Here is a 17,815-nt window from a genome sequence, read left to right as displayed (position 1 = left end):
CCCTTGTGCGCATCATGGAGGATCCGGGTGTTGCCCAGTAAGAAGTATTCGCTCATCGCCATCATCACGCTGGCGACCCTGCTGCTTGGTTTCGTGTTTTCCGGCTACCTGACCCTGCTGTTCCTGGGGTTGGACACCAAGCTGTTCACCTGGAACACGTACTACCAGTACTACCACGCCATTGGCCAGCCCCAGGTTGCGCCGTTCGTGGGCAAGATCAAGTGGGCCGGCTACGTGGGCTTCGGCCTGCCGCTGCTGGTCCTGCTGGTGACCGGCCTGGTGCTGCTGCTGAAGAAGGACAAGCGCTCGCTGCATGGCGACGCGCGCTTTGCCACCGGCGCCGACCTGTCCAAGCATGGCATGTTCAAGAAGACCGGCCAGAGCATCGTGGTCGGCAGCCACGGCGGCAAACTGGTCCGGCTGGACGGCCAGCAGTTCGTGATCCTGGCCGCGCCGACCCGCTCGGGCAAGGGTGTCGGCGTGGTCATCCCGAACCTGCTCGAGTACGGCGAATCACTGGTGGTGCTGGACATCAAGCAGGAGAACTTCGACCTGACCAGCGGCTGGCGCGCCAGCCAGGGCCAGGAGATCTACCTGTTCAATCCCTTCGCCGAGGATCGGCGCACGCATCGCTGGAACCCGCTCAGCTATGTCTCCGATGACCCGGCGTTCCGGGTGTCGGACCTGATGAGCATCGCTGCGATGCTGTATCCGGATGGTGCCGAGGACCAGAAATTCTGGGTCAGCCAGGCGCGCAACGCGTTCATGGCCTTCACCCTGTATCTGTTCGAGAACTGGGACGACGAGCGCAGCAGTGGCTTCCCGGGCGGCTCGGGCACGCCGACGCTGGGTTCTGTCTACCGGTTGTCATCCGGCGACGGCACCGATCTGAAGAAGTACCTCAAGGCCTTGTCGGAGCGTTCGTTCCTCAGCGCCAACGCGCGCTCGGCGTTCGCCAACATGCTGTCCCAGGCCGACGAGACCTTCGCCTCGATCCTGGGCACCTTCAAGGAACCGCTCAATGCCTGGATCAACCCGGTGCTGGACAAGGCCACCAGCAGCAACGACTTCCTGCTGACCGACGTCCGCAGGAAGAAGATGACCATCTACATCGGCATCCAGCCGAACAAGCTGGCCGAGAGCCGCCTGATCATCAACCTGTTCTTCAGCCAGCTGATCAACCTCAACACCAAGGAACTGCCCAAGTCCAACCCGGACCTGAAGTACCAGTGCCTGTTGCTGATGGACGAATTCACATCGATCGGCAAGGTCGAGATCATCGCCTCGGCGGTGTCCTACATGGCCGGCTACAACATCCGCCTGCTGCCGATCATCCAGAGCATGTCCCAGCTCGATGCCACCTATGGCCGGGAAGTCTCGCGCACGATCATCACCAACCACGCGCTGCAGATCCTGTACGCGCCGCGCGAGCAGCAGGACGCCAACGACTATTCGGACATGCTGGGCTACACCACCATCCGCAAGAAGAACGTCACCCACGCCCGCGAGAAGACCCACAGCTTCACCGAAGAGCGGCGCGCGCTGATGCTGCCGCAGGAGCTGAAGGCGATGGGGCCGGACAAGGAAGTGTTCCTCTACGAGGGCATACCGCATCCGGTGAAATGCGACAAGATCCGCTACTACAAGGACCGCTACTTCACCTCGCGGCTGCTGCCAAAGGTCGATGTTCCGATGCTGAAAGTCTGATTTCACAAACATAAAAATGTGAAGTGAATTCATATTCACTGACGTGAAATGGTGCGCTCCGTCAAAAAAACAACACGTTTCGATAGATTTTCAGGTTTTCCTGACATGGAATTGACGCGCAGTTGTGTAACCCTGTGTGCGACATCCAGAGATGTGTGCTGGATGTCAAAGTTTTGAAGCAGGGTGGCCAGGAGTTTGTGCCATGGAAACAAGGATGGTTTCGACGTTGGTATGGGTGTGCAGGTGCGTGACGGGGAAGCTCCGTCGCTCGGCCTGCAACCTGGTTGGCAGCCTTCGGGCTGCAGGGGAGCCGGAGTGGGTGTGCTGCATGCCAGTGCGTCCCTCCGATTCCGGCGTGCGCCATGCAGCGCCGGACGGCCAGGGAACCAACGTTCGAAACTGCTTTTTCGTACGTCAAAGTGAAGCCCGTATGAATCAGGCGTTTATCGCGAAAATGTCCATCGCCGCAGTCGCGGCGCTGATGGTGGCAGGGTGTGCCACCAAGCCCGCCCCCGATTTCGGAGGCCGCTGGAAGCCGGTCAACCGCTTCGCCGCGGCCACAACCGAGATTCCGCTGTACTCCAGTTACGTCTACCAGGCCTCGCCGATGGATGGCACGCTCAAAGCCATGCTCGAGCGTTGGGCCAAGGATTCCGGACGCACGCTGGACTACCGCCTGAGCTCGGATTTCACCCTGTACGGCGCGGTCTCGAACATCGATACCACCAATGCGCAGCAGGCCGTGATCGACCTCACCGCAGCGTATGCGGCGCAGGGTATCTCCGTCTCCATCGTAGGCAACCAGATCGTTGTGCAGAGCGCTGGCTCGACGCCCACCGCGTCGGCGCAGGGCGCTGATTCCAACAGCGGCACCTGAGTCCACCTCGAAACCATCGAACGTGCTGCTCCCCGCGCCTGTCGCAGGGGCTCCACGCCCATTGATGTTTCAGCAGTACGGAAGAATCCATGTTCCGCAAGAAGGATCCCGGCAATAGTCCCAAGGTCGAGCAGTCGGTCGCCAAGGCGGTCAGCTACGAGATCACCGTGGCCGACATGGCGCGTCGCAGCGAGCGACGTGCGTGGTGGGTGGCCACCGGCTCATTGCTGATGTCGCTCGCACTGGCTGGTGGCTACTACTACATGCTGCCGCTGAAGGAGAAGGTGCCGTTCCTGGTGATGGCCGATGCCTATACAGGTACGGCCACGGTGGCGCGCCTGAGGGGCACGTTCCAGGGCGAAACGATCACCACCAATGAAGCGGTCAACCGCAGCAATGTCGCCCAGTACGTGCTGGCGCGCGAGTCGTACGACTCCGCGGTGATGGGGTTGCGCGACTGGGAGCTGGTGTTCGTCATGTCCAGCGATCCCGTCGGCGCAAGCATGAAGCAGCGCTATGCCGGCAACAATCCGCAGAATCCCTTCGTGATGTACGGAAGGGGCAAGGCGATCAGGGTCAAGATCCTCAGCATCACCCCGCTGGGCGCGCAGGCGAATGGCAGCTTCCGCGGTGCGTCCGTGCGCATCCAGCGCAGCCTGCTCGACAAGCGCACGGGTGCATCGACCTACCTGGACAACCAGCTGGTCACCATGCGCTTCCAGTACAACCAGAATCTCGCGCTTTCCGAACAGGACCGGGTGCTCAACCCATTGGCGTTCCAGGTCACGGAGTACCGTGTCGACAACGACTATGCGCGTGGTGTGCCCGTGCCGGATGACGGCGCCATGCAGCAGCAGGCCCAGGATGCTGCGCAGCAGGCCCAACTCGCCGCGCAGCAGGCGCAGGGCATGTACGACCCGAACAATCCGGCCGCCGCCACCATGATCGACCCCGCCACCGGTCAGCCTGTCGCGGTGCCGGCCAATGGACAGATGCAGCCGATGCAGGGTGCGCCCATGCAGGGCCAGCCGGTCCAGGGGCAACCGATGCAGGGGCAGGGCGCGCCGGGGCAGCCGGCAATGACGCCGGCACCGAACCATTCCACCGGAAATGCTGATGGAGCAAGCAACCGATGAGTAGTCGAAAAGTCAGGGGAAGCGCGTGGGCGCTGCTGTCGTTGCTGTCGCTGGTGTTCTCCAGCGCGGCGATGGCACAGGCAGTTGACCACTACGAGTACGAGAAGGACCGCATCTACCCGGTTCGCACCGGCCTGGGCCTCACCACCCAGATCGAGCTGAGCCCGAACGAGAAGATCCTCGACTACAGCACCGGCTTCAGCAGCGGCTGGGAACTGACCCGGCGCGAGAACGTGTTCTATCTCAAGCCGAAGAACGTCGACGTCGACACCAACATGATGGTGCGTACCGAGACCCATTCGTACATTTTCGAGCTGAAGGTCGTTGCCACCGACTGGCGCCAGCTTGAGCAGGCGCGTCGCGCCGGCGTGCAGTACAAGATCGCCTTCGTCTATCCGAATGACACTGTGTTCGGGCCTGCCCAGGCAGCGGTCGAGGAAGAGGCGCAGCCGCTGCTGAGTACCGAGCTGGCCAAGGACCGCCAATACAACTTCAACTACTCCTATTCGACCAGCAAGGCGAAGAAAATGGGGTGGCTGATCCCGGTCAACGCCTACGACGATGGCCGTTTCACCTATCTGAAACTGCCCAACTCGCCCGAGTACAAGACCGGTATCTTCCCGGCCGTGTTCGGTCGCGAGAAGGAGTACGGCGAGGATTTCGTGGTCAACACCACGGTTGAGGGCAATACGCTGATCGTGCACGGGACCTACCCGTACCTGGTCATCCGCCACGGCGACTTCGTCGTCGGCCTGCGAAGGAACGTGAAGAAATGAGCCAGCAGAACACTCCCGGCAACGATCCAAATCCGTCTCCGTACGGGCAGGGCCCTGCGGCTCAGGAGCCACCGACGAACCCCTACTACGGGCATGCGCAGGCCGAGCCAACCCCGGACCTGGATGCCAGTGCTCCGCAGCTTCGCTCTGCGGAAGAGCAGCGTTTGAACCGCAAGGCGCTATTGTTCCTCGGCGGCATCCTGGTGTTGTTGCTGGCCATGGGCTTCCTGCTGCTGCGCAAGGGCAAGGACGACGCTGACGACGCCAAGGCGCCGCCGCAGGTCGCACGTTCGAGCACCCCCGATCTGCCGACCATGGCGCCCTCCGCGATTCGCGAGGCCGCCCGGGAGGCCGCCGAGCCCATTCCGATGCTGCCGCCGCCGCCGCAGGAAACGATGGGCCCGACCTACATTCCGCGTGCCGCACCCGAGCGCGAGATCGATCGCGGCCCGAGTCTGCTGGATCGCCGCATTGCCGGTAGTGGTGGCGCAGGCGTGGGCACGGGCGACGCTGGCGGCCAGGCCGCAGCAGGGGACAACGATGATCCCTACATGCAGGCCACGCTGGCTGCGATACAGGCGCAGAGCGGCAATGCTCCGCCGGCCAAGGTGCGCCGCGGGCCTGACGTGGATGATGTGTCCAATGCGTCCTACATCCGGAGCCCCGATGCGCTGCTGGTGCGTGGCACCTATCTGCGTTGCGTCCTGGAGACCCGCATCATCACCGATCTTGCAGGCTATACGTCGTGCCTGTTGACCGAGCCGGTCTACTCGATCAACGGCCGCAGCCTGCTGCTGCCGAAGGGTTCCAAGATCTACGGTGCGTACGGCGGCGGTCCCAAGGGCAAGCGCGTGGAAGTGATCTGGGATCGCATCACCACGCCAAATGGCATCGACGTAGCCATGTCCAGCCCGGGCGTGGATCAGCTGGGCGGTGCCGGTCATCCAGGCCAGTACAGCGCGCACTGGGGCAGCCGCATTGCGTCTGCACTGATGATCAGCCTGATCGCCGACGCCTTCAAGTACGCCGCAGCCGAACATGGCCCGGAGTCCACGACGGTTTCCAGCAACGGTTTCGCCGTTCGTTCGCCCTATGAAAGCGCCACCGCGCGCACGATGGAGCGTCTCGCCAACGAAGCCCTGACCAGTTCGAACCGCCCGCCGACCGTCACCATCAACCAGGGCACCATCGTGAACGTCTACGTCGCCAAGGACGTTGACTTCACCAACGTGCTCAACCCGCGCCGGTAACCCGAAGAACAACCATGGACGCCGAAGTGTCACCCCTCGCCCTCGTCTCCAGCGATTTCCTGCGCTATCAGTACGAAGTGCTGGGCATCGCCGAGTACATGACATCCCCGGAAGTGACGGAAATCTGCATCAACCGTCCCGGTGAGCTGTACCTGGAAACCCGGGCCGGGTGGCAGCGGGTGGACGTGCCGGGCCTGACCTTCGAGCGGGCCCGGCAGTTCTGCACCGCCGTCGTCAATGAGAGCAACACGGGCCAGCGCATCACCGATGCCGATCCGGTCGTCTCGCTGACCTTCCCGACCGGCCAGCGTGCGCAGTTCGTGATTCCACCTGCCTGTGATGCCGGCAAGGTTTCGATCACGATCCGCCTGCCGTCCAAGCACACCAAGTCGCTCACCCAGTACCACGAGGATGGCTTCTTCAACCAGATCCTGGAACAGGATGGCAGTCTGAGCGAGCAGGATCGCGAGTTGCTGGAGCTGCGGCAGCAGCGCGAGTACGCAGAGTTCTTCCGTCGTGCGGTGATGTACCGCAAGAACATCGTGGTATCCGGTGCGACCGGTAGCGGCAAGACCACCTTCATGAAAGCGCTGGTCAATCATATCCCGGACAGCGAGCGCCTGGTCACGATCGAGGACGCCCGCGAGCTGTTTCTGACCCAACCCAATGTGGTTCACCTGCTGTACTCCAAGGGCGGGCAGAGCACCAGCAATGTCAGCGCAAAGAGTTGCATGGAAGCCTGCCTGCGCATGAAACCCGAACGCATCATCCTCGCCGAGCTGCGCGGTGACGAGGCGTTCTACTTCATCCGCAACTGCGCATCGGGCCATCCGGGTTCGATCACCAGTTGCCATGCCGGCAGCCCGGAGCAGACCTGGGATCAGCTGGCGCTGATGGTGAAGGCATCGACTGAAGGGTCGGGCCTGGAGTTCAACGTCATCAAGCGACTGCTGATGATGACCATCGACATCGTCGTGCATATCAAGGCGCACGCAGGCTCGCGCTATATCACCGGTATTGATTTCAATCCTGGGCGTGCCCAGGGGCAGGAGGGCTGACCAATGCTGCCAGGACTGGAAATGATGGCGTGCCCGGAAATGGCCGTCTCGATGGACGTGATGCAGCACGTCATCAACGTGGAATCGTCGCGCAACCCCTATGCCATCGGCGTGGTCGGCGGCGCCCTGGTGCGCCAGCCCAAGGCACTCGACGAGGCGCTGGCCACCGTTCGCATGCTGGAGGAGAAGGGCTACAACTTCTCCATTGGCCTGGCCCAGGTCAATCGCTACAACCTGGCCAAGTATGGTCTGGATTCGTACGAGAAGGCGTTCCAGCAGTGCCCGAACCTGCAGGCGGGCTCCCGCATCCTCGCCGAGTGCTACAACCGCTCGGGCAAGGACTGGGGAAAGTCGTTCAGCTGCTACTACTCGGGCAACTTCGAGACCGGTTTCCGCCACGGCTACGTGCAGAAGGTCTACGACTCCATCCGTCGTGGCCAGCAGGTCGCCTCCAATGGCGTCGCGCCGATCGACGTGGTCAGTCGTGGCGAGCGTCGGGTAGTGAAGGTCGAGCATCATCCGCAGACAGTCTCGCCGGCCCAGGCGCGCATCGTCGCCCAGGCCAGTGCGCCGGTTTACGTACCGTCCAATGACCCGGCCCGGGCCTACACCGTCTACCCATCAACCGGTGCGATGGCCCGCGGCAGCCTGCTGAACATCGCCGACCAGGCGGTATCGCGCGTAGTGCTGGGCTCGGTTGATCGGATGATGCAGCCGCAGGCGCAGGGCGCGAATGGCATGCCGCAGCAGGCCCCACAGCAGTATCCGCAACCCGCAGCGGCGCAGGGCCGGTCAGCCATGCCGCAGCAGCTTCCCGGGATCGCTGCCGGGTCGGATGCGCCGGTGATGCTGCGCCCCTGGAACGAGCGCAACGCGCCGGCAGCGGATGCCCAGAATTTCTACAACGCACCGGCACCACGTGCCCCGGTGCAGCAGATTCCCGCAGGGGATGCGGCCTTCGTGTTCTGACGAAGTCGTGGTGCGACCGGTCCCCCGGCTGGTCGATTCAGTTGTGTTAGTCCATCAACAAGGAAATCAATCCATGAAGCGATTCAATCTAGACCTCGTCCAGGCCCAGCGCACGCTGAAGACCATGCTGATGGCGGTCGCATTCGCAGGTGCTGTGTTCGCTCCCCAGGCCCTGGCCGGCACCGACTTCGGTGGTACCGATGGCAAGGTCTGCGGCTTCTTCTCCAACATCAACGGCCTGCTGAACATGGCCTCGATCGCCGTGGTCACGATCGCCGTGATCTTCGCCGGTTACCAGATCGCGTTTGCCCACAAGCGTATCGGTGACGTGGCCCCGATCCTGATCGGCGGTGTGCTGATCGGCGCGGCGGGCCAGATCGCGCGCATGCTGCTCGGCAAGGAAGCTGGCAACTGCGACAACGTCGGCGGTGGCGGCGACGGCGCTGGCATGGCGTTTGAAATGATCAAGCACGCCGTCCAGTACTACAGTGCATAAGAACGTCCTGTTCCGGGGCTGCACGCGCCCAGCGATGTTCCTGGGCGTTCCCTACCTGCCATTTTTCATGGTGGCGGGTGGGTTGTTGCTGCTGAGCATGTACACGAATTTCTGGTTTCTGCTGACCATTCCGGTGGCGATCTTCATCATGCGGCAGATGGCCAAGCGTGACGAGATGATCTTCCGCCTGCTGGGCCTGCGCCTGATGTTCAAGCTCAAGACGCGCAACGTGCAGGAGCACGATGGCATGTGGGTGTTCAACCCGAATCACTACCGCAGCAAGCCAGCCCCCAGGGATTGAGGGCTGGATCCGGCCAGGTGGGCGTTGAACGCCCGCCTGGCCAACTCCGGATCTTTGTCGGCAGTACCTTTTGGAAGCAGTCGCATGTTCAACCCAGATACCTCCATCAGTGAATTCATCCCCCTGTCGTCGCACGTGGCTCCGAATGTGGTGAAGACCACAGGCGGCGACTACCTGTTGACCTGGCACCTGGAAGGGCTGCCGTTCGTGGGGCGCGAAGAATGGGAGCTTGAGCATCGGCACAATACTTTCAACCGGTTGCTGCAGACGCTGCGTGCGCCGGATTTCGTCAACGTCGCCTTCTGGGTGCATGACATCCGCCGCCGTCGCACCCTGAAGGGAAAGAGCCACTACAAGCAGCGCTTCAACCAGGATGTGTCCGACCAGTACATGGGCATGCTGTCCTCGCAGCGCATCATGCAGAACGAGCTGTACCTGACGATGATCTATCGTCCGGTGGTGGCGGGAAAGCGCTTCGTGGAGAAGTCTGCGAACGTGGACAAGCTGCGCGCCGAGCAGGAGCAGGCGGTCGAGAAGCTGATGGAGCTGGCCGGGAACGTCGAGGCGGTGATCCGCGACTACGCGCCGTACCGGCTCGGCATGTACGAAGCCAAGAACGGCGTGGTGTTTTCCGAGACGCTGGAGCTGTTCGGCTACCTGATCAACCGCATCGATGAGCCGGTGCCGGTACTGTCGGCGCCAGTGAAAGACTATCTTCCGGTCAGCCGGCACATGTTCTCTGCCAAGACCGGCGATTTCGTGATCAATACGCCCAATGGCGTCAATCATTTCGGCGCAATCCTGAATATCAAGGAATATGCCGAGGGGACCTATCCGGGCATCCTCAATGGTCTGAAGTATCTGGACTACGAGTACGTCATCACCCATTCGTTCAGCCCGATGGGGCGCCAGGACGCCTTGAAGGTGCTGGACCGGACCAAGGGCATGATGATTTCCTCGGGCGACAAGGCGGTCAGCCAGATCGTCGAACTCGACCAGGCGATGGATCATCTGTCGTCAGGCAACTTCGTGCTGGGCGAGTACCACTTCATCATGGCGGTCTACGGCGACAGCCAGGCCAAGCTCTCGCAGAACGTGGCCTCGACCCGTGCCGAGCTGTCCAACGCCGGATTCGTGTCGACCAAGGAAGATCTGGCGGTCACCTCGTCGTTCTATTCGCAGTTGCCGGCCAACTGGCGCTTCCGCACGCGGCTGGCCAACGTCAGCTCGCTGAACTTCCTCGGCCTGTCTCCGCTGCACAACTTCGCCACCGGCAAGCAGCACAACAACCCGTGGGGCGACTGCGTGACCACGCTGCAGACCACCAACGGCCAGCCGTACTACTTCAATTTCCATGCCACCCATCCATCCGAGAATTCGCTGGGTGAGAAGGCGATCGCCAATACCATGGTCATCGGCAAGTCCGGTACCGGCAAGACCGCGCTGATCAACTTCCTGCTCAGCCAGGTACAGAAGTACGAACCATCGCCGACCATCTTCTTCTTCGACAAGGACCGCGGCGCGGAGATCTTCGTGCGCGCCTGTGGTGGCAACTACCTGGCCCTGGAGAATGGTGCGCCGACCGGCTTCAACCCGTTCCAGTGCGAGAACAGCGAATCCAACGTGCAGTTCCTGGCCGACCTGATCAAGGTGCTGGCCGGCAAGCGCGAGTACAGCGCTCGCGAGGAAGAGGACATCTACCGCGCGGTGGAGAGCATGCTTGATACGCCGATGCACCTGCGCAGCATGACCAACTTCCAGAAGAGCCTGCCCAACATGGGCGATGACGGTCTCTATGCGCGCATGCGTCGTTGGACCTCGGGTAATTCGCTGGGCTGGGTCTTCGACAATCCGATCGATACGGTGGATCTGAGCAAGGCCAACATCATCGGCTTCGACTACACCGACATCATCGACAACCCCGAAGTGCGCGTGCCGGTCATCAATTACCTGCTGCACCGCCTTGAGTCGCTGATCGACGGTCGTCCGCTGATCTATGTGATGGACGAATTCTGGAAGATCCTGGACGGCGAGGGTGGCCTGAAGGAGTTCGCGAAGAACAAGCAGAAGACCATCCGTAAGCAGAACGGCCTGGGCATCTTCGCCACGCAGAGCCCGGAAGACGCGCTGAAGAGTGATATCTCCGCTGCCCTGATCGAGCAGACCGCCACGCTCATCCTGCTGCCGAACCCGAACGCTAGCAAGAGCGACTACATGGATGGCCTGAAGTTGACCGAGGCGGAGTTCAAGGTGGTCACGGCACTGGACGAGCGCTCGCGCTGCTTCCTGGTCAAGCAGGGCCATGCCTCCAGTGTCTGCCAGCTCAACCTTCGCGGCATGGATGACATCCTGTCGGTGATCTCGGCCTCGACCGACAACATCGACATCATGCATCGGGTGCTGCAGACGGCTGCGGTCCGCAATCGGATCACTGTGGACGAGCTCACGCCGGAACAGTGGCTGGAGGACTTCTACAAGAACCGAAAGGGCTCTGGTAAAGCCAAGGTCTCTGCCGAAACCGATGCGGCTTGAAAGCCTTCGATCAAACAGCGCTGAATGAAATCCATTCCATTGGAGAAGAACATGAACATGACATCCCGTAATAACAAGCGCCAACGCGGTCTGCGTCAGAAGCGCCTGGCAGCCATCCTGCTGGGGAGCATGGTCATGTTCTCCACGACGTCGGTATCAGCCGGTGGTTACCCTGTTTTCGACCTCAGCAACCTGATGCAGGCGCTGAAGGACGTTGCTCAAGGAAAGGCGCAGATCAAGGCTGATGGGCTGGAGTACGCGGCTCAGGTGACTCGCTGGAAAAAGACGTTCCAGGAATATCAGGACGCGCTGGTCCAGATCCAGGGTCTGATCAACAATTTTGGGCTGCCACCCGGGGCAACGCTCGAGCGTGTTCCAGATGACTACATGGTTGCAGACGTCTGCCGTACTTCAGCAGGCTTCAGTGCAGGAAGCCTGCTGAAGAAGTTCGTCCTCGACACCTCTGGCGACCTGTATGCGCAGCAGCAGCAGCTTTGCGTGAACATCCAGATGATGGAAAACCGCAAGCGCAACGAGACGGTTGAGTTCCTTGAGAAGACCATCCCCAGCATCAATTCGACGCTTGGTGAGATCATGGGTTGGCGTTTTGGCGGGGACGGAAACCTGGCCGGCACGATGTCCGCAGTGAACAGTGACTCCCTGCGTACGGCAAACGACATTGCCAAGCTGCAGCAGGAGTGGGAGGCGCGCATGCGGTCCTACGACGCCTATGAGGAATCAATGAAGGCCAATCAGCGCGTGTTGGCGCGCGTGGCATTGAAAGGCAAGCCGGGCGTCATCTCGCAGCTGGTCAAGACCGCTGCGTTGAAAGGTGCTTTGCACATCGACTGACGTCGCTTGGGGCAGGGGTATAAGCACTTGCCTCATGAGGTTGTCCGGTAGGGATACATCAAGGGATTGCGGAAATGATCAGGTCGATTGCCAATTTTGACTTCAATGGCGGATTCCAGGATTTGATGGGGCACGTGGCACGTGTCCAGTCGATCGGGGATTTCGTGTTCTTCAAGTTCATCTTCGACTTCCTGCGAAGCAAGATAAACAAGTTTGGCATCGACATGATGGGGGAAATGATGCAGTGGGTCGGCGGCATCGCCCTCACGCTCATGACCCTGTGGGTGCTGGTGCAGGGCTTCCGCATCGTGACCGGCCGCAGCCGGGACTCAATGATGGTACTGGTGACCAATATGGCGCGTGCGGCGTTGATCGTCAGCGCGGCCACCACGATGGGCGCGTTCGGCACCAACCTGCAGAGCTTCCTCACCCACGACGTCAAGGAAGAAATCACGAAGGTCGTGACGGGCTCGAACGAATCGCCCGAGGATCAGATCGACAAGAGCCTGGCATGGATGCAGGTCGCGCTTTCCAGTATCGACGCCATTCAGATCATGAATGACGGGGAGCTGCTGGAGGACAAGAAGCGGGCACTGTTCTTCATCGGGATGGGCACCGCAGGTCCGGCCATCACCGCTGGTGCAATGCTGATGCTGTATGAAATCGCCATGGCGTTGTTCATCGGCTTCGGTCCATTGTTCATCCTCTGCCTGCTGTTCGAGCAGACCAAGCAGCTGTTCCAGCGCTGGCTGTTCTACGGTATCGGCACGATGTTCTCGATGGCCGTACTTGCAGCGATGGTCTCCATCGCGCTCGACATGGTGGTACGTGTAGCGGCCACCTTCTGGACCACGGCGCTGGTGCAGGAGTTCATCCTCAAGGAAAGCATGTCCGACGGCATGACCAGCCAGGCAATGCAGCAGGGAGGCATGGGCCTGATCCTCACGGCGTTGATCCTGACTACACCCCCAATGGCAGCGATGTTCTTCCAGGGTACCCTGGGCACCTTCATGGCATATTCGCAGATAGGTGGTGGCGCAAGTGCCTCGCCGAGTGCCGATGGTCGTCCGCCGGGCATGTCGGCTCCGCCGCCGGCGGCTCCGGAGGCCGCGTCGGGCCACAATGCAGCAAATCCTCAGAACAGTCTGGGCCGAGTGTTTGACGGCACGGGCGGGGCGGGAGGAACCACACCTGGTCAACGTGGCGCGGCGAACGCCAATCAAGGAAATTAGAGGCTGGACTGACGATGAGCGCCAACGGTTTTCTGAAATATCTTTGCTTGTCTTTCGTGTTTATGGGTTCTGCATACATCAATTCTGCGTTAGCAGAAGGTCGCTGCCCGCCGGGCCAGTATCCGATCGGCGATCAGGGAGTGGGCGGCTGTGCTCCCATCCCTGGGGCAGGCCGGAGCGCGCCTGATGAGAATCCCGGGCACTGGGTTAAGACGTGGGGAGCCGTTGCGGGATCCATGAATGGCGATGCGGGTGCATCGACTGGCCATCAGGCCAAGGCCTCGGCCGAGCGACAGGCGATCGAGCGCTGCGGTCACTGGGGAGCAACTGATTGCAAGGTTCTGTACACCTATTACAACCAGTGCTATGCGTCCATCAGAACCGGCCGGCCGGACAATGGAACGATGTTCAACGCGGGTGCTACCAAGGAACAGGCGCTGGAAAGGGCGACGCAGGATTGTCGGAATTCGGGAAGCCAGGAGTGCACGTTCGTCCACTCGGACTGCACCAAGCCCTTCTTTCAGGAGGGCTGATGTGGCGAATCATATTGCCTCCCGTTCTTTGGATGTCGCTTGAAGCACTGCGGAAGGCTTCAAGGAAGATGACGGGTGCGGAGCATCAGACCACCGAGTGATCAACAGTGATGTCCCAAAAGTCTTGGCAATGGCCGGATTCAAGCATTTGGGTAACATTTCTTGGGTTTTTGACGCTGGCGTTTGCCGTGCTCGTCGTTACTGAAAATGCCAATGCCGAAGGTCGTTGCCCTGGGGGCCAGTACCCGATTGGCGACCAAGGCGTTGGTGGCTGCGCACCCATACCCGGCGCGGCTCAGAGCGCCCCGCAGGAGAATCCCGGGTACTGGGTCAAGACATGGGGTGCTGTCGCCAGCTCGCCTGGAGGAGATGCAGGTTCTGCCACTGGGCATCAGGCCAAGGCTTCGGCAGAGCGCCAAGCCGTCGAGCGATGCCGGCAGGGCGGAGCTACCGACTGCACAGTCGTTTTTACCTACTACAACCAGTGCTATGCGGTTGTCCGGGCTGCACGACCGGACAATGGCATGAGATTCAACACCGGGGCGACGAAAGAACAGGCGCAGGAGCGGGCAACCAAGGACTGCAAGGATTTGGGAAGTCAGGCTTGCTCCGTTTTCCATTCTGACTGTACCAAGCCGTTCTTCCAGCAAGACTGATCGGTTGTGACATCACACGGAGATTCAAGGCAATGGCCGACTTCAAATCTCTGCGTGGTGATTCAGCTTTCGTGATTTCTGCTCTGCTGTTCGCTGCATTACTTGTTGCCAGCAACGCCAGTGCCGAGGGCCGATGCCCTTCCGGCCAGTACCCCATCGGCGATCAAGGGGTGGGTGGGTGTGCCCCCATCCCTGGAGCGGGGGGGAGCGCCCGTGGGGCGGAACCCGCTGGCCAGTGGCATAAGACGTGGGGTGCCATTGCTTCCTCGCCCAGTACGAACGAAGCAGGCGTGGCGACAGGGAGGGCGACGAAAGAGGATGCGGAGCGTGTCGCTCTCGAGGGATGCGGCATGCACGCTGCTCGCGATTGCCGAATACTCATCGCGTACCGAAACCAGTGTGCCGCTTGGGTAGTTCCTCAGAGCCAAGGCAATAGGGCGCGTGGTGGCGTTGCGAGCGGTCAAGACTTGAAGGAAGCCATTGTGCAGGCACAAAAGATCTGCGTGGATCCGACTGGAACGCAATGCAAAGTTGCCTACTCAGCGTGTTCTGAACCGGTCTATGAGGCGTTCTAGCGAAAGAGCCCTGACTGCCAGTGCCCGGAGCGTGTTGATTCCCCAAGGCAAAGGCAAGCTTGGAGATGCTGATGTGAAGGTGATATTCGTGCGAAGGGCGTCTATTTGATCGGCAGTAATGTGTTGTGCTGGGGTGCTGTACTCCGATCGAGCCTGCGCTGATGCACAGTCTGACGCGATTGACCTTGAGCGTTCAGCGTGGCTACGCGACCATGGTGCTTGCCGAGCACTCCGGTTGGAATCGCAGAGTTCTCCAATGATCAGGTGCCCGGCCAGCCTGGGCCTTGTCTGCTCTGCGGAGCCCTCCCAATCCGGGAGGCAAGTTTGGGCAGCGATCGTCTGCTCAGGCCGTCCCACCTCTCACAATGGGCAGCAAAGGAATGAGTCTCCCCATGAAACGGATCCACCTCGCTTTTCTTCCGTGTCTGTTGATTGCAGGCCTACTGCCGTTCACTGCGCTTGCCGAAGGCAACTGCCCGCAGGGCATGTATCCCATCGGTGGCCAGGGTGTACAGGGCTGTGCGCCCATTCCGGTGAGCAGCTCAGGATCCCCGTACAACAATCGCCCCAACTGGGCGCAGACTGTGCGCGGCGTGGCGATGGATGCCCGCGGCGATACCTTCATCAGCAACTCGATGCGTTCGCGGGGCAAGGCCAAGCGTGCTTCCATGAAGGAGTGCAAGGAGTTCGGGAAAGGCGAATGTACGTTGGCGACCCTGCTCCAGGCGCAATGCGTGGCGGTCGCCCACGCGGGTCTGGGCACTGAAACCACCAGCGTCGCCACCGCCATGTCCGAACAGGGAGCGGTCGTTGTCGCGATGCAGCAATGCAGCGCGAAGGCGGCATGGAAGCAGCTGCCGCAGGGTCAATGCGGGATCGCCAGAACGGCCTGTACGGCGGATCTGTTCATCAGGTAAGGCGCCATTCACGCTAAGCCCCGTTTTCTGTGATCAATTCCGCTTTTCGATTTCCTCGCACTTCGACGCGGCAGAACGCCTCGCGGTAAGCTCCCCGCGCGTCATGAAAATGACGCGCCAGTGCCGCCGAATGCAGGAGTTCTTCCGTCCAATGAGGACGCTGTCAGCCCCTGCATCGGGTGACGCTCGCCATCATCGCGGTCTTGCCGTACGCAAGGCTATGATCCCTGGCCGCGCAGGCGCGGATAAGCCGGAACGCCGCGTTCCGGCTGGGCAGGGAGGCGGGCATCGGCATGACCACATTGAAGGAGTGGGAGGGGATGGAAGACAGGGTTGGCGCACACATGGACGATGCCCTGGCATTCGTTCCGTCCGGTGCGAACCTGCTGGAAGCTGTCAGGGGCGAGCTCAACGGCGATGGCATCGAGTATCAATTGCTGGTCATCGACCAGCCGACGCCGGAAGGGCTGGTGCCCGGTCAGCACGGACCAAACCGGGTGCTGCTGTTGCTGCGCGCTGACGGGCGCGGGCGTTGGCAGCTGGCCGCGCGCAACGACAAGCTGGTGCCGTGTTCCACCCGGGGTGGCCTGGCCGGCGACCCTTTTGCGTATGCAATGGTCGAGGAAGGCACCTTCAGCGTGATCACCAACGGCGGTAGCCGCGAGCGCTGGAGCAGCACCTACCGGTTCCGCTATGCGCCCGCGGACAAGGCCTGCTGGGTGGACGGGGTGAGACGCAAGGTCGTGGATATCGAGACCGAAGCGACCAACATCCGGGATTACTCGGTGGCGGAACTGGGCAGGGTGCGGTTCGAGGACTTCGACCCGTCCAGTGTCGCCGAGGTGTCGCTTCCATGAGCCAGGCTCCAACCGGCGGAAGGGAATCCGCGCTGATGAAGATTCAGGAGTTGCACTGTGTCGACCGATAGAGAGTCGCAGCTGTTGCGGCAGGCGACCAAAGCCGGCATCGACTCCCCGCTTGAACTGGCCAATTTCATGGCCCAGGCAGGGCACGAGTCGCGCGGCTTGAGCCGGCTCAACGAGAGTTTCAACTTCACCCGGGGAATCTCGCAGATCCCGGTGGAGGCTGCGTGGCGCAATGGCAACGCTGCGCTGGAGAGCGCCCGCCAGGAAGCGCTGCGTGGCCGCCCGGAAAACCTGGCTGAGCTGATGTACGGCGGGCGCATGGGCAACGACGCGCCTGGTGACGCGCTGAAGTACCACGGCCGCGGCTATCTGCCGTTGGTCGGCAAGGAGAATTACGAGCGCGCCGGCAAGGCGCTGGATCTGGACCTGGTGAATCACCCGGAACTGGCCGCGCAGCCCGAGCACGCAGGCCGTATTGCCGTATGGCAGTGGCAGACACGGGTGCCGGAGGCGGCGCGCCAGGATGTGCGCGAAGCAACGCATGCACTCAATGGCGCGCTCAATGGCATCGAGGCGCGCCGGCAACGCTTCGAGGTCTGGCAACAGAAGTTGACGCCGGACGTGATGGCGCGATTGGATCGAGGTGAAGTCGGTGCGCAGGCGCAGAGTGTTGCCCGTGACATGTCGCACGCCGGTGAGCCCGGCAATGCGTTGTTCGAGGATGCGCGCCGGCACCTGCAGCAGCTGGGACCGCAGAGTGGGCTGCGCAATGCACAGGATCTCGACAATGCCGCTGGTGCGTTGGCGTTGGGCGCGCAGAAGGCGGGGCTGTCGCGCATTGATCATCTGCTGGCCGGCAACGACGGCCGCACGCTGTTTGCGGTGCAGGGCGCGTTGGGTGATCCGGCCATGCTGCGTGCGTCCGTAGACCGGGAGCAGGCCGCACAGCAGCCACTGGCACAGAGCAGCCAGCAGTTGGCGGCCAGTGTTGCGCAACAGGACCCGGCGGCCGCACTCGCCCGCGAACAGGAGCAGCGTTCTCGATCCATGTAACACCTGATGCCGGCGGGCAGGGGGCCCCG

18 protein-coding genes are annotated in these 17,815 nt (G+C 61.6%); all 18 read left to right on the top strand.

All coding sequences use genetic code 11. The features are described from left to right. The first annotated feature begins 27 nt into the window (after positions 1-27). The 18 genes from EZ304_RS03330 to EZ304_RS03245 all read left to right on the top strand — a co-directional run bounded on the left by EZ304_RS03330 (position 28) and on the right by EZ304_RS03245 (position 17,786). Positions 28-1,707, top strand: a complete 1,680-nt coding sequence (locus tag EZ304_RS03330; protein ID WP_099550991.1) for a type IV secretory system conjugative DNA transfer family protein — start codon at positions 28-30, stop codon at positions 1,705-1,707. A 430-nt stretch (positions 1,708-2,137) separates the two neighbouring features. After that, positions 2,138-2,584 carry a hypothetical protein gene (locus tag EZ304_RS03325; protein ID WP_099550992.1) on the top strand — a complete coding sequence of 149 codons (447 nt, stop codon included), beginning with the start codon at positions 2,138-2,140 and terminating at the stop codon, positions 2,582-2,584. An 89-nt stretch (positions 2,585-2,673) separates the two neighbouring features. Beyond that, on the top strand, positions 2,674-3,720 hold the full coding sequence (locus EZ304_RS03320; protein ID WP_142806264.1) for a virB8 family protein: 1,047 nt from the start codon (positions 2,674-2,676) through the stop codon (positions 3,718-3,720). Beyond that, positions 3,717-4,496, top strand: coding sequence for a TrbG/VirB9 family P-type conjugative transfer protein (locus EZ304_RS03315; protein WP_049402208.1), 780 nt, complete (start codon positions 3,717-3,719; stop codon positions 4,494-4,496). Before EZ304_RS03320 ends, EZ304_RS03315 begins: the two co-directional genes overlap by 4 nt. Further along, on the top strand, positions 4,493-5,746 hold the full coding sequence (locus tag EZ304_RS03310) for a TrbI/VirB10 family protein (RefSeq protein WP_142806263.1): 1,254 nt from the start codon (positions 4,493-4,495) through the stop codon (positions 5,744-5,746). Before EZ304_RS03315 ends, EZ304_RS03310 begins: the two co-directional genes overlap by 4 nt. Positions 5,747-5,760: 14 nt before the next feature. After that, the gene (gene virB11 / locus EZ304_RS03305; RefSeq protein WP_099550995.1) at positions 5,761-6,804 is read left to right on the top strand and encodes a P-type DNA transfer ATPase VirB11; all 1,044 of its coding nucleotides are present in this window, start codon (positions 5,761-5,763) and stop codon (positions 6,802-6,804) included. Between the two features lie 3 nt (positions 6,805-6,807). Further along, positions 6,808-7,773, top strand: a complete 966-nt coding sequence (locus tag EZ304_RS21250; RefSeq protein WP_142806262.1) for a lytic transglycosylase domain-containing protein — start codon at positions 6,808-6,810, stop codon at positions 7,771-7,773. Positions 7,774-7,846: 73 nt separating this feature from the next. Continuing rightward, complete coding sequence (locus EZ304_RS03295) at positions 7,847-8,269, top strand: TrbC/VirB2 family protein (RefSeq protein ID WP_111113698.1); 423 nt, start codon at positions 7,847-7,849, stop codon at positions 8,267-8,269. Next, positions 8,262-8,570, top strand: coding sequence for a type IV secretion system protein VirB3 (locus EZ304_RS03290; protein ID WP_142806261.1), 309 nt, complete (start codon positions 8,262-8,264; stop codon positions 8,568-8,570). The genes EZ304_RS03295 and EZ304_RS03290 overlap by 8 nt, the downstream gene beginning before the upstream one ends. 84 nt (positions 8,571-8,654) lie before the next feature. Continuing rightward, entirely contained in the window at positions 8,655-11,102 is a 2,448-nt protein-coding gene (locus EZ304_RS03285; RefSeq protein WP_099604039.1) for a VirB4 family type IV secretion/conjugal transfer ATPase, read from the top strand. Between the two features lie 51 nt (positions 11,103-11,153). Then, complete coding sequence (locus tag EZ304_RS03280) at positions 11,154-11,954, top strand: hypothetical protein (RefSeq protein ID WP_142806260.1); 801 nt, start codon at positions 11,154-11,156, stop codon at positions 11,952-11,954. A 74-nt stretch (positions 11,955-12,028) separates the two neighbouring features. Beyond that, positions 12,029-13,186 carry a type IV secretion system protein gene (locus EZ304_RS03275; RefSeq protein ID WP_099551001.1) on the top strand — a complete coding sequence of 386 codons (1,158 nt, stop codon included), beginning with the start codon at positions 12,029-12,031 and terminating at the stop codon, positions 13,184-13,186. A 14-nt stretch (positions 13,187-13,200) separates the two neighbouring features. After that, positions 13,201-13,719, top strand: a complete 519-nt coding sequence (locus EZ304_RS03270; RefSeq protein ID WP_223846428.1) for a DUF4189 domain-containing protein — start codon at positions 13,201-13,203, stop codon at positions 13,717-13,719. 110 nt (positions 13,720-13,829) lie between these two features. Beyond that, on the top strand, positions 13,830-14,375 hold the full coding sequence (locus EZ304_RS03265) for a DUF4189 domain-containing protein (protein ID WP_142806259.1): 546 nt from the start codon (positions 13,830-13,832) through the stop codon (positions 14,373-14,375). Between the two features lie 32 nt (positions 14,376-14,407). Continuing rightward, the gene (locus EZ304_RS21245; protein WP_142806258.1) at positions 14,408-14,950 is read left to right on the top strand and encodes a DUF4189 domain-containing protein; all 543 of its coding nucleotides are present in this window, start codon (positions 14,408-14,410) and stop codon (positions 14,948-14,950) included. A 392-nt stretch (positions 14,951-15,342) separates the two neighbouring features. Next, complete coding sequence (locus EZ304_RS03255; protein WP_142806257.1) at positions 15,343-15,867, top strand: DUF4189 domain-containing protein; 525 nt, start codon at positions 15,343-15,345, stop codon at positions 15,865-15,867. Positions 15,868-16,187: 320 nt separating this feature from the next. After that, complete coding sequence (locus EZ304_RS03250; protein WP_099551005.1) at positions 16,188-16,724, top strand: hypothetical protein; 537 nt, start codon at positions 16,188-16,190, stop codon at positions 16,722-16,724. A gap of 57 nt (positions 16,725-16,781) precedes the next feature. After that, positions 16,782-17,786, top strand: a complete 1,005-nt coding sequence (locus tag EZ304_RS03245; RefSeq protein WP_142806256.1) for an XVIPCD domain-containing protein — start codon at positions 16,782-16,784, stop codon at positions 17,784-17,786. The last annotated feature ends 29 nt before the right edge of the window (positions 17,787-17,815 follow it).

It is taken from the genome of Stenotrophomonas maltophilia, from assembly GCF_006974125.1.
Taxonomy (GTDB): Bacteria; Pseudomonadota; Gammaproteobacteria; order Xanthomonadales; family Xanthomonadaceae; genus Stenotrophomonas; species Stenotrophomonas maltophilia_O.
The sequence above is the reverse complement of the archived record's forward strand: the minus strand, read 5'-3'. Positions and strand labels throughout refer to the sequence as shown.

Bases quoted from the DNA above. Each gene is read 5' to 3' on its own strand.
- EZ304_RS03325 (WP_099550992.1), top strand. From the start codon at position 2,138: ATGAATCAGGCGTTTATCGCGAAAATGTCCATCGCCGCAGTCGCGGCG.
- EZ304_RS03320 (WP_142806264.1), top strand. From the start codon at position 2,674: ATGTTCCGCAAGAAGGATCCCGGCAATAGTCCCAAGGTCGAGCAGTCG.
- EZ304_RS03315 (WP_049402208.1), top strand. From the start codon at position 3,717: ATGAGTAGTCGAAAAGTCAGGGGAAGCGCGTGGGCGCTGCTGTCGTTG.
- EZ304_RS03310 (WP_142806263.1), top strand. From the start codon at position 4,493: ATGAGCCAGCAGAACACTCCCGGCAACGATCCAAATCCGTCTCCGTAC.
- virB11 (WP_099550995.1), top strand. From the start codon at position 5,761: ATGGACGCCGAAGTGTCACCCCTCGCCCTCGTCTCCAGCGATTTCCTG.
- EZ304_RS21250 (WP_142806262.1), top strand. From the start codon at position 6,808: ATGCTGCCAGGACTGGAAATGATGGCGTGCCCGGAAATGGCCGTCTCG.
- EZ304_RS03295 (WP_111113698.1), top strand. From the start codon at position 7,847: ATGAAGCGATTCAATCTAGACCTCGTCCAGGCCCAGCGCACGCTGAAG.
- EZ304_RS03285 (WP_099604039.1), top strand. From the start codon at position 8,655: ATGTTCAACCCAGATACCTCCATCAGTGAATTCATCCCCCTGTCGTCG.
- EZ304_RS03280 (WP_142806260.1), top strand. From the start codon at position 11,154: ATGAACATGACATCCCGTAATAACAAGCGCCAACGCGGTCTGCGTCAG.
- EZ304_RS03275 (WP_099551001.1), top strand. From the start codon at position 12,029: ATGATCAGGTCGATTGCCAATTTTGACTTCAATGGCGGATTCCAGGAT.
- EZ304_RS03270 (WP_223846428.1), top strand. From the start codon at position 13,201: ATGAGCGCCAACGGTTTTCTGAAATATCTTTGCTTGTCTTTCGTGTTT.
- EZ304_RS03265 (WP_142806259.1), top strand. From the start codon at position 13,830: ATGTCCCAAAAGTCTTGGCAATGGCCGGATTCAAGCATTTGGGTAACA.
- EZ304_RS21245 (WP_142806258.1), top strand. From the start codon at position 14,408: ATGGCCGACTTCAAATCTCTGCGTGGTGATTCAGCTTTCGTGATTTCT.
- EZ304_RS03255 (WP_142806257.1), top strand. From the start codon at position 15,343: ATGAAACGGATCCACCTCGCTTTTCTTCCGTGTCTGTTGATTGCAGGC.
- EZ304_RS03250 (WP_099551005.1), top strand. From the start codon at position 16,188: ATGGAAGACAGGGTTGGCGCACACATGGACGATGCCCTGGCATTCGTT.